This is a genomic window from Lewinella sp. JB7 (genome assembly GCF_024297185.1).
In the GTDB taxonomy this organism is placed as follows: Bacteria; Bacteroidota; Bacteroidia; order Chitinophagales; family Saprospiraceae; genus Neolewinella.
Window position 1 is genome coordinate 141,440 of sequence record NZ_JANCTD010000004.1, and the last position, 11,369, is coordinate 152,808.

Below are 11,369 nucleotides of genomic sequence, written 5' to 3' on the forward strand. Positions count from 1 at the left end.
TTAAACGCATCGAATCGGTCGTTTGCTTCATCTTTGCCGTTATTTGGATTCCGTAACCCCCCATTTGCATGTCACAAGTCGCTTTAGTCACCGGTGCATCCTCAGGCGTGGGAGAGGCCCTGGCACCCCGGCTGGCCGCGGCCGGATGGCGGGTTTATGGACTTAGCCGCCGATCGGTAGAGCTGACGGGAGTCACTTCCTTACCGGCCGACATTTCCGATGCCGAAGCAGTCTCCCGGGCCGTACGCGAGTTGGTCGAACGTGAGGGAAGGCTGGACGCCGTGTTTCATTGTGCGGGCGTCGGGGGCGCGGGAGCGGTGGAAACCATGCCAACGGAGCGAGCAAAGCAAGTAATGGAAACCAACTTCTGGGGAAGTTGGAACCTCTGCCAGGCGACCCTGCCCCACCTGCGGCAGAGTCCGCGGGGAAGGCTCCTGCTCGTCAGCAGTATTGCCGGCCATATGGGGATCCCCTTTCGGTCGGCATACTGTGCTTCAAAAGCGGCCGTGATCGCCCTGTCAGACAGTCTGCGACTCGAATTGCAGGGATCATCGGTGCAGGTTAGCTGCGTGAGCCCGGGGGATATTGCCACCAATTCTATTGCCACCCAGTACCGCCAACCGGCCTCGGAACTCGATCCGCTTTACCGGGAACGCTACCGGCGGGCGGACGATGCCATGGCCCAAAATGTAGATCACGGTATGACGGCGGCACACGTAGCCGACCGAATGATTACTATTGCGGTACGGGATTCGCTGGCACCACATTACGTGATCGGGGAACCCCTGCAAAAAATCAGCACCATTGCCCGGCGCATTCTACCGGCCTCGGCCTGGGAATGGGTGCTGGGGCGTTACTATAGTTAGGTCTTGAACAACGACCCCGGACGGTTGTTGAAAAAAACCATCATGAGCAATTACTCCTACCTTGCCAACGCCCATCCGGGCTACATCGAACAGCTATACCGACAGTTCAGCGAATCTCCCGATTCCGTCGACGAAAGCTGGCGAGATTTCTTCCTCGGCTTCGACTACGCCTCCGAAAAACCCGGGGGCAGCATGCCTACCTCCACTTCCGGAGACGTCGACTGGAACCACGTCCAGAAAGAACTCAGCGTGTTCGCGCTCATCAAGGCCTACCGGATGCGCGGCCACGTGGCCTCCAACATCGATCCCATTCAGGAATTCGAGGATCCCGACGCCGGCATCGAATTAAGCGATTTCAACCTGGGGGAGCAGGATCTCGATACGGTCTTCCAGGCGGGTTGGCATCTCTACATGCCGGAAGGGAGTACGCTCCGGCAGATCGTGGAAAACCTCGATCGCATCTACCTCGGCAGCATCGGTTTCGAGACCGATCACATCTTTCACCGCGAAAAGCGGCGGTGGCTGCGGGAACGCATCGAGAAACACCACCCCGAAGAAGCTTACGGACTGAGCCTCGACGATAAGCGTCACATTCTCGAGACCCTCAACGACGCCGTGGGCTTCGAGGAGTTCCTCAAAATTAAGTTTCCCGCCCAGAAGCGCTTTGGTTTGGAAGGGGGCGAGGCGGCCATCGTCGCTCTGGACACCATTATTTCCGAGGCCGCACGCGACGGCGTCGATGAGGTAGTTATCGGGATGGCCCACCGGGGCCGGCTCAACGTGCTCGCCAACATCATGGGTAAGAGCTACGAGAGCATCTTCCAGGAATTCGAGGGCGTTATTCCCGACAACATTAAGGGTGATGGTGACGTGAAGTACCACATGGGATACAGCTCGCTGATCGATACCCGCGTCAGTAAGCCCGTCAACGTCAAACTGGCGCCCAACCCCAGTCACCTCGAAGCGGTAGGACCCGTAGTAGAGGGCTTCGCCCGCGCCAAGGCTGATGTGCTGTACGGCAATGATTACGACAAGATCGTCCCCATCCTCGTGCACGGCGACGCTGCCGTAGCGGGACAGGGAGTAGTGTTCGAGACCGCCCAGATGAGTGGTCTGGAAGGATACACTACCGGTGGCACCATCCACCTAATCATCAATAACCAGATCGGCTTCACTACCGACTACGAAGATGCCCGCACGAGTATTTACGCGAGTGGCGTGGCTACCGTCATCGAGGCCCCCGTATTTCACGTCAACGGTGACGATCCGGAGGCTGTGTACTACGTCGCCAAACTGGCCATGGAGTACCGGAACGCCTTTAATTCGGACGTCTTTATCGATATGCTCTGCTACCGGAAAAACGGTCACAACGAAGGAGACGACCCGGGCTACACCCAGCCGGGCATGTACGAACGTGTGAAACGTCATCCCAACGTACGGCAGGTGTATACGGAACGCCTCGTTTCCCGCCAGGACGTACAGGCCAAACTGGCCAAGGAAATGGCCAAAAAATTCAAGTCGCAGCTCCAGAGCCTTTACACCAAGGTAAAGAACAGCGATCTACCCTACAGCTACCAACCCCCCGAAAAGGCCTGGAGTCAGCTCAACCGTGACCACTGGCAGGATAAGTTTTTCGCCGAATCGCCCGAAACCGGTGTCCCCCTCGATCAGATCAAGGGAGTGCTCCATCACCTGACTACCCTGCCGGAAGGCTTCGAGCCGGTTGCCAAGGTAAACCGCCTTTATAAGGGATACGAGCAATCGGTCAGTAATGATCAACTGGACTGGGCGCTGGGTGAACTCAGTGCTTACGCGACCCTCCTGATGGACGGTCATAACGTACGAATGTCCGGCCAGGATGTCCGTCGCGGCACCTTCAGTCACCGCCACGCCGTACTCAAGAGCCAGGATGGAGAAAGCATTCACAACCGTCTCGACGGCCTGAGTGACGATCAGGGGAAGATGCGGATCTACAACTCCCTGCTGTCCGAATACGCGGTACTCGGCTTCGAGTACGGGTACAGCACCGCCAGTCCCGATAATCTGGTCATCTGGGAAGCTCAGTTCGGCGATTTTGCCAACGGCGCCATGACCATCTTCGATCAGTTTATCAGCAGCGGGGAAAGTAAGTGGGGCCGGATGACGGGTCTCACCGTCCTGCTCCCCCACGGCTACGAGGGCCAGGGCCCCGAGCACAGCAGCGCGCGTCTGGAACGCTTCCTGCAGTTGTGCGCCGAGTACAATATGATCGTCGCCAACGTCACGATGCCCGCCAATATGTTCCACCTGCTGCGTCGGCAATTGACCTGGAACTTCCGCAAGCCCCTCATCGTGATGTCACCGAAGTCCGGACTCCGGAATGAGATGGCCGTCAGTTCGGTGAGCGATTTCGGTCCTGGCACCCGCTTTCGGGAGATCATTGACGACGAATCCATCAGCGACCCGAAAAAAGTAAAACGCGTACTGCTCTGCTCCGGAAAGGTCTACTTCGACCTAACCAAGCACAAAACGACCAGCGACCGGAAAGACGTTGCCATCGTGCGACTCGAGCAGCTGTTTCCCCTCCCCGTCGAACAGCTCCGGCAACTGCACCAACGATACAGCGATGCAACCTTTTACTGGGTTCAGGAGGAAAGCCGCAACGCGGGTGCCTGGAGCTACATCAGTGAGCAGTTTCTGTATAACGAACGGCTCGGCCTGGAATTGAAACTGAACTACGTCGGACGCCCCGCAACCGCATCCCCCGCCACGGGGTATAAGCCCGTCCACGTTCAGGAACAAAAGGACTTGGTGGAGAAGGCGTTCGCCTGATACCGCGACGACATTAGTCGTCAAACTGCTTGTAGCGTGTAGCGACGACTTGAGTCGTCATGCTGCCGGTAATACAGCAATGAATACAGCTGGACGGCTCAAGCCGTCGTTGCACTGTACGCCAACTTTGGTCTCCATGCTGCCGGTAATAAAAACTGGTACAGCTCGACGGCTCAAGCCGTCGCTACACGTCTTTACGACTTCAGTCGCCATGCTGCCGGTAGTACAAGCGGTATGTACAGCTGGACGGCTCAAGCCGTCGCTACACGTCTTCACGACTTCAGTCGTCATGCTGCCGGTAGTACAAGCGGTATGTACAGCTCGACGGCTCAAGCCGTCGCTACACGTCTTTACGACTGTAGTCGCCATGCTGCCGGTAATACAGCAATGAATACAGCTCGACGGCTCAAGCCGTCGCTACACCTTGGGTACAAAATCGTAGTTTGCGCGCCCAACCAATCAAACCATGAAACTGCGCAACATACTGCTTCTTCTTCCCCTCAGCGGGTTCCTACTGGCCGTTACGGTGGTCGCCCTGTCACCCGACCAGGTAAGGAACGCCGCAGCCGTGCTAGGTATAGACTTTCTGAGCGACCAGGAGATCGATCTCATGCTTCCTGACCTCGAAGAGAACCTGGAAGCATTCGACAGCATCGGCCACCGGGACATCCCCAACGAGCTATCGCCTGCACTCGTCTTCAGCCCGGTGCTCAGGGCGGAGCAGTTGCCGGCGGATACTAGCGTGATGGCTCCTGCGTCCCCGCCCCCTCCTGCCACGACGGGAACGGCCTACGAATGGATGACGGTGGAAGAACTGGCTTCCCTGATCTACCACAAACGCATCAGCAGCCGCGAACTCACCGAGTATTTCATTGCTCGGCTGAGGCAGTATGACCCTACCCTGCACTGCGTGATCACGCTTACGGAGGAACGTGCGCTGGAGAAGGCTGACGCAATGGACGCGGAACTCGCCGCCGGCAACTACCGGGGTTATCTGCACGGCATTCCTTATGGTGCCAAGGATCTGCTCGCGGCCCGCGGCTACCGGACGACTTGGGGAGCCAAGCCCTACGAAAACCAGACCATTGACCTCGACGCCGCGGTCATCGAACAACTCGATGCGGCGGGCGCCGTCCTCTGCGCTAAGCTGAGCCTGGGAGCTCTGGCATGGGGAGACGTCTGGTTCGGTGAAATGACCCGCAACCCCTGGAATACCGAAGCGGGCAGCAGTGGCTCGTCCGCCGGTTCGGCCAGCGCGGTCGCGGCGGGCCTGGTGCCCTTCGCCATTGGAACGGAAACCCTGGGCAGTATCGTAAGCCCGAGCACGGTGTGCGGGACGACGGGCCTGCGCCCCACCTTCGGTCGGGTATCGCGGTACGGGGCCATGGCACTCAGCTGGACCATGGACAAGATCGGGCCTATTACGCGTTCGGCCACCGATGCCGGACTGGTGCTGGGAGCCATCGCCCACTATGACCCCCGGGATGCCCACGCGATCCGGGCGGGTTTCCAGTTCGAGCTGCCGCAACCGACCGCCACCGGAAAGCGCATCGGCTACCTGAAGGGAAGTTTCGCTAACGACTACAATTTCGCGGCCAATGACTCCCTGGCCCTCCAACAACTCCGCGATCTCGGGTACGAATTGGTGGAGATCGAACTGCCGAACGCACCGGACATTCGCTTTATTCTGAACGTGGAAGCCGCCGCCGCCTTCGAATCTCTGACGCGGAGTGGCGACGACGACATGCTTACCCGTCAGGTCCGCAACGCCTGGCCCAACGCCTTCCGTACGGCCCACTTCGTCCCGGCCGTAGCGTACGTACAGGCCAACCGCTTACGACGTGAACTGATGGAAGAAATGGATCGCTTGTTCCTGGAAAACGACATCGACGTTTACGTCAACCCCAGTTGGAATTCCAGCAGTCTGTTCATAACCAACATGACCGGGCAGCCCTCTATCACTGTCCCGAACGGTATGTACGAGGGAACGCCAACCAGCATCACCTTCACCGGTCGCCTGTTCGGCGAACAGGCGCTAGTGAATATCGCGGCGGCCTATCAGGGAGCTACCCGGTGGGACGATCTGCATCCGACCGGCTTCTGAGAAAGGTTTGCAGCTTGGAGATGGCCCGTCCGCGGTGACTTAATCTGACTTTTTCGTCCGGACTCATCTGAGCGAAGGTGCGGCCGTCGCCCTCAGTGGGTACGAAGACCGGATCGTAACCGAAGCCGTCGTTTCCGAGGGGCGCGGTGGCAATGCGCCCCTCGCAAATGCCTTCGAAGTACTGTTCCTCCCCGTCCAGCAGCAGGCAGATCACCGTACGAAAGCGGGCCAGTCTGTTCGGGCGGTCGGCGAGGTCGGACAGCAATTTGGCATTATTATCCTCCGCGTTTCGTTGGGGTCCGGCATAGTGAGCCGTATCCACGCCCGGAGCATTACCGAGGGATTGGACCTCCAGGCCGGTGTCCTCGCTAAAACAATCGTGTCCGTAGCCGTCCTTGACGTGGTGGGCTTTGAGTCGTGCATTGCTCTCCAGTGTCGACGCGGTCTCCGGAATATCCTCCGTGCACCCGATGTCCGCCAGGCTACGGAAGGTATACTGATTACCCAGCTGCCGCCGGATTTCCTCGATCTTGTGGGGGTTGTTGGTCGCAAAGACCAGTTGCTGTTTCATCAGGCGCTACAACCGGGCGGACGCGCGCGGGTGCGGTGAAATCTGGGAAAAGAGCAAAAAAAATGGGCAAGCACACCAGTCGCTCAACCTCCTACCCTTGCTGCATTTCTGCCCTGGGGGAATTCAGAAGGAGCTGACCGTGTGCCGCCCAAGCCACAAAGGTATGGATTAATGCCATACCGTGGGAGCATTCCGGGGAAATTTTTGGCGGCCCTCTAAGTCTTTAGCTAGCTGATTAGGTTGCCCTCGTCGTCCCATTCGGCGGTGATTTCCCGTCGTTCCTGGTCGACGTAGAGGGGTAGGTACTTTTCCTCGAGGGAGACGCCGTGTTTGTCCTGCACTTCCTGAGGCACGCCGTCCCAGACGTTAGGCTGATTGCCTTCGTAGCCAATATACTTCACTCCCTCCTTGCTGGTAAAGAAGCCCGTTACGACCAGGAATCGCAGGTGATCGAAGAACTGCACGCCGGGAAGCAGACGGTCGTCCTCCGCCGCTTCTACCACTTCCGGGTAGGCGATGTCGTCGACGATGGCGATTTGCTCTTCCGGAGTAGCCTCGATGAAGGCTTTCCCGTCGTAGCGTTGACTGCTTTCGGTATTGATCCAGGCCAGTCCGCCCCGGAGTCGCCGCTGGTGTACCAGGGGTTGATCGAGCGCCATGAATTCAATGAATTCTACTACGCCGGTGTCCGTTGCCTTAGCGTGATCTTCGGCTTCTGGAACGATGATGTCGGCGAGGACGCCGATGGTTTCCAGTTCGAAGTCCGTGAAGAAGCGATCGTTGCGGATGCGCTCGTCACGCTCGGCTTCGTACGCGGTCCGCAGGCCGTAGCCCTTGGTGGGTTCGACGCCTACGAGGCTGTCCGGTACCAGGTCACCGTCGTTCTTGCAGCCGACCTGGGTAAAGATTGCGGTGCCTACGGCTCCCCCGAGGAGGGTTTTTAGTGATTTACGGCGATCCATCAGATGTTCATTTTCTTGAGTTCGGAGACGATGTGCTCGGAGTTGCGCATGGCGAGGGCCATGATGGTCCAGGTGGGGTTTTTGTCGGCCTGGGAGGCGAAGACGGCCGCGTCGGTGATGTACACGTTGGGCACGTCGTGCAGTCGGCCGTACTTATTGGTCACGCTATCCTTCGGATCGTCTCCCATGCGGGCGGTACCTACCTCGTGAATGATCTGGCCGGGAGCCAGCAGACCGTAGTCTTCCTCGTACGTAGGCATGGGCGTGAGGATCTCTCCCCCCATGTCGGTCATGATCGCCCGGAAAGTCTCCTGCATATGCTTAGCCTGGAGGCGTTCGTGGTCCGTCCATTTGTAGTGGAACCTCAGCGTCGGTATGCCCCACTCGTCTACGGTGTTCGGGTCGATCTCGCAGTAGTTATCGTAGAGCGCGACCGATTCTCCGCGTCCCGCCATGTAGAAGTAAGCTCCGTACACCTCCTTCATCTCCTGGAGCAGGGGGTTTCCGTAGCCACCGACCTTATAGTTGAGGAGCTTCTGCACCGTCTGGTGTCCTCCACCGAAACCGTACATAGGCATTCCCATACTTCCGCCCATTTCGATGTGGTAGCCGCGCGGGAAGTCCAGCTTTTTGTTGTCACCCCACCAGGGAGAGTAGACGTGCATGCCCCCCATTCCGTCCTCGTTGTAGCGGGTACGGTTCATGAGGCCGGGGATGAAGCCGGAAATACCGGCGCCCGTGCTGTCGTGAAGGTAACGGCCCAGGGTGCCGCTGCTGTTACCGAGTCCGTTCGTCTGTCCCTTCTGGCGGGAGTTGAACAGCAAGCGGGAAGTTTCGCAGGCCGAAGCGGCCAGTACGATGACCTTACCCTTCACCTCGTATTCCCGACGGTCGTCCTTACTGACGTAGCTGATCGCGGTGGCCTTTCCCGTGTCGTCGGTGATCACCTCCCGGGCCATGCTGTTAACAAACAGATCGATCTGCCCCGTCTTCTTCATGGCGGGGAAGATCAGGACGCTGCCGGCGCTGAAGTCGGCGTATACGGCGCAGGAGCGGCTACACTGGGCGCAGTAGAAACAAACACCCCGGTCCTCGTTGAGCTTTTTGGTAAGCATCGACATCCGGGAGGGATACACGGGCACTCCGTTGGAGCGGGCAGCCGTGGTGTACATCATTTCCGAAAGACGCGGCTTGGGCGGAGGAAGGAAGAAGCCGTCCGGGTCATTGTGCAACCCCTCATTCGTGCCCGTCACGCCTACCAGCTTGTCGAGCCGGTCGTAGTACGGTTTGATCTCCTCGTAGCTGATGGGCCAGTTAGCCCCCAACCCATCGATGTCCTTACGGTGGAAGTCGTCGGGGCCGAAACGCAGGCTGATGCGGCCCCAGTGATTGGTGCGGCCGCCGAGCATGCGGGACCGGAACCACTCGAAGCGAGTGTCTCCAACCGTCGAATAGGGCTCATTGGGCAGTTCCCAACCCCCGAAGGCGGCGTTATAATCCCCGAACGGACGGGTGGTAGACGCTCCGCGGCGCGGACTTTCCCACGGCCACCGCAACTGGGTTTTCATGGCATTATCCTGGGGGTCGAAGTACGGACCCGCCTCGATGATGGCTACTTTCAGTCCGTTTTCGGCGAGAATTTTGGCCGACATGCCCCCGCCGGCGCCCGAGCCCACGATGACGACATCGTATTCCTTGTCGTTCTTTTTAATCTGCACTGATGATCTGGGTTTAGTTGGCAATATAGCAAACCCCCACCGCAGTTGTCCCGCAAATGTCGGGGACCGGGCTGTTAATCCGCACCCGGCTCCACGAACTCCAGCAGGCGGATAAAATCCCCGAGTCGGTTTTTCAGTTTTTTACTTTTAGCGTAGCGGTAAGCCCGATCGTTACGGTCCAGTCGCAGGCCCGTCAGCAGATCTTTCACCTGGTTGACCTCGGTGCTACCGACGGAAGTGACCAGGTACACTCTGGTGACCTCCTTCAACTTGCGGGTCGCCTCCCGGGTATCGAACATGTTCTGCCGGGGAGGGTCCTCCCAAACGGTCGCTACGTTGACGAGCAGCCGGTTGGTCTTGCCCACGAAGGCTAACTCATACAGCTGCGCACCACGAATCCGCCCGGTGGGGTCGAACATGCTGACGAATGTTCTTCCCCGATGGTCCGTGGCGTCCCGGAGTACCTGCCCGTCGAGATCGTAGGCCTGCCCCTCCACCATTACCTCGATTCGTTGATCGATCAGGCGGAGGCGGGCCGGCACTTCGAAGGACTGTCCGTCAATGAGGGTCACGACGAAGGGCTGAAACTCGGGATTCAGGTAGGCCTTATCGACGTCTACCTCGTAAGCCGGCGCGGGATTGCTGACGTAAAAATTCCCGCCGCCGACGAGGGCGGCGTTGGGATTGGCCGCGTTGAACATCGATTCCCTGGATCGATCCTTGGTTACCATTTCTTCCGTGAAATCTTTCACTTCTTCCTGTGCCGGCAGCAGGCCCCAACTCAGGAAGCAGAGGATCAGAATCCATCGCGCGGTCACCAGTTGCTGCATGCTTCAATGATTTAGTTGATTCCGGGACGTTTGGCCCGAGCTCGGGCTCGTTCCGTTAAGATAGGGTAGCCACAAACGACAGCGGACACATTCCGAGGAATGTGTCCGCTACCAAAGAAACAATCGCCGTCAATTCACGGCTCCCCTTGGGGCTTACCCGTTGATGGGGGTCGGCGTGTCCAGTTCTTTCAATCCGGGGTAGTTCGCGTTAGACGAACGCTCGGTAGAGGGGTAAAGGAAGCGCTGGGCGGGAGTGGTGCGACCATCCAGGTCGGTACCGATCAGGTTATTGGTACGAACGATGTCGTAGAAGGTCGGAACACCGAATACACTCACGAACTTCTCGGTGAGAATGGTCTTCAGCAGGCTGTCGTCGTCGCCGAAGTCATCCTCGTCGTAGTCCTGGTAATCGTCCGTGCCCATGACTCCGTCCCAGTAGTTACGGGCATTGTTCAGGGCTTCGATCGCGGTATCGGTATCTCCCGTACGGGCGGCACTTTCGGCAATGATCAACTGCACCTCCGGGTACCCGATCACGGGCCAGTTCTGGGCCGCGGCGAAGAGTCCGTTGGGGTTCGTGTTGAGGCGGATGAAGTCGGAAGAGTTGTCGGCGTAGTAGGCGACCCGGTTGCTGTCGTCGGTCTTGTCGTCGCCCCGGTAGGTATCCGTGGAATCGGGGGCGATGAGGTTGATCAGATAGCTGTTGTCGAAGGTCAGGTAATCGGTCCGTTGCTCCGCTTCGAACTGGTAGTACGAGTTTTCGGCGAAGTTGGTGGTCGAGTGAATGATGTCGACGCTGTTGGAGGCACTACTGAAATTAGCGGCTTGAGCGGCGGCCAGCGCCCCGGCATAATCCCGCATGGCGAGTTTGTAGCGGGCAATGAGCGCGTTACCAAATTGGTCCCAGGTGGAGCTGCTCGACAGAACCGAGTTGGCATCCGTAACCTTCAGATCAGTCTTTGCGATACCGCCTTCGATCAGTGCGATGGCGGCCATCAGTACGTCACGTTGGGGTTCGTAGACCGGGTCGGCGAACTCCGCAGCTTTGTTGGCCTGGGTGAAGGGTACGTCACCGAACAGCAGGGCTGCTTCGGCGGCGTAGTGACCCTGAAGGATTTCGGCAACGCCGAGCAGGCTCTCCGAGCCGAGCTCGCGGGCCTTATCCGCCGCGATCTGTGCCTGGGTCAGTCCGCCCCGGTAGATATCGCCCCAGATGGCGTCGAAGTCGGAATCGCCTACCCCGTAATTGTCCTGAGTGATGTACTGACGGTCGGAGCCGGTAAACTGGTCGGTCCACATGCCGGCGATGCGCGCCGTTTCGGCTTCCGAAATGGTCGCCAGGTTGAGTACCGCATGATTAGTGATCAGCGAATTGCTGATGTCGGTAAAGTTGTTGGGATCGATATTGATGTCCTCAACGAAGGATTGACAGCTTGCCAGGCCCAGGGAGACGACGGTGGCAAGACCAAGAAAACGCATTGGTTTCATGTTATAGCTTTATAAGGTT

8 protein-coding genes and 1 other RNA gene are annotated in these 11,369 nt (G+C 58.5%); 3 read left to right on the forward strand and 6 right to left on the reverse strand.

What is annotated here, in order from left to right; translation table 11 throughout:
• Positions 1-68 precede the first annotated feature (68 nt).
• The 3 genes from NMA52_RS08835 (at position 69) to NMA52_RS08845 (ending at position 5,781) form a co-directional block, all read left to right on the forward strand.
• Positions 69-866 (forward strand): SDR family oxidoreductase, encoded by a 798-nt coding sequence (locus NMA52_RS08835; protein ID WP_254827299.1) that lies wholly within the window; start codon positions 69-71, stop codon positions 864-866.
• A 42-nt stretch (positions 867-908) separates the two neighbouring features.
• Positions 909-3,677: a 2-oxoglutarate dehydrogenase E1 component gene (locus tag NMA52_RS08840; protein WP_254827300.1), complete on the forward strand. Its 2,769-nt coding sequence runs from the start codon at positions 909-911 to the stop codon at positions 3,675-3,677.
• Positions 3,678-4,143: 466 nt separating this feature from the next.
• Complete coding sequence (locus NMA52_RS08845; RefSeq protein WP_254827301.1) at positions 4,144-5,781, forward strand: amidase; 1,638 nt, start codon at positions 4,144-4,146, stop codon at positions 5,779-5,781.
• On the opposite strand, the gene rdgB is transcribed toward NMA52_RS08845, so the two are convergent.
• From rdgB to NMA52_RS08875, 6 genes are all read right to left on the reverse strand, one after another.
• Positions 5,744-6,352: an RdgB/HAM1 family non-canonical purine NTP pyrophosphatase gene (gene rdgB, locus NMA52_RS08850; protein ID WP_254827302.1), complete on the reverse strand. Its 609-nt coding sequence runs from the start codon at positions 6,350-6,352 to the stop codon at positions 5,744-5,746. The genes NMA52_RS08845 and rdgB overlap by 38 nt on opposite strands.
• Before the next feature lie 57 nt (positions 6,353-6,409).
• Positions 6,410-6,506: signal recognition particle sRNA small type (ffs, locus tag NMA52_RS08855), an RNA gene on the reverse strand.
• 73 nt (positions 6,507-6,579) lie between these two features.
• A complete protein-coding gene (locus NMA52_RS08860) occupies positions 6,580-7,314 on the reverse strand; it encodes a gluconate 2-dehydrogenase subunit 3 family protein (RefSeq protein WP_254827303.1) in 735 nt (244 codons plus the stop codon).
• Entirely contained in the window at positions 7,314-9,032 is a 1,719-nt protein-coding gene (locus NMA52_RS08865) for a GMC oxidoreductase (protein ID WP_254827304.1), read from the reverse strand. Before NMA52_RS08865 ends, NMA52_RS08860 begins: the two co-directional genes overlap by 1 nt.
• A 74-nt stretch (positions 9,033-9,106) precedes the next feature.
• Complete coding sequence (locus NMA52_RS08870; protein ID WP_254827305.1) at positions 9,107-9,862, reverse strand: hypothetical protein; 756 nt, start codon at positions 9,860-9,862, stop codon at positions 9,107-9,109.
• Between the two features lie 153 nt (positions 9,863-10,015).
• Positions 10,016-11,341 (reverse strand): SusD/RagB family nutrient-binding outer membrane lipoprotein, encoded by a 1,326-nt coding sequence (locus NMA52_RS08875; protein WP_254827306.1) that lies wholly within the window; start codon positions 11,339-11,341, stop codon positions 10,016-10,018.
• Between the last annotated feature and the right edge of the window lie 28 nt (positions 11,342-11,369).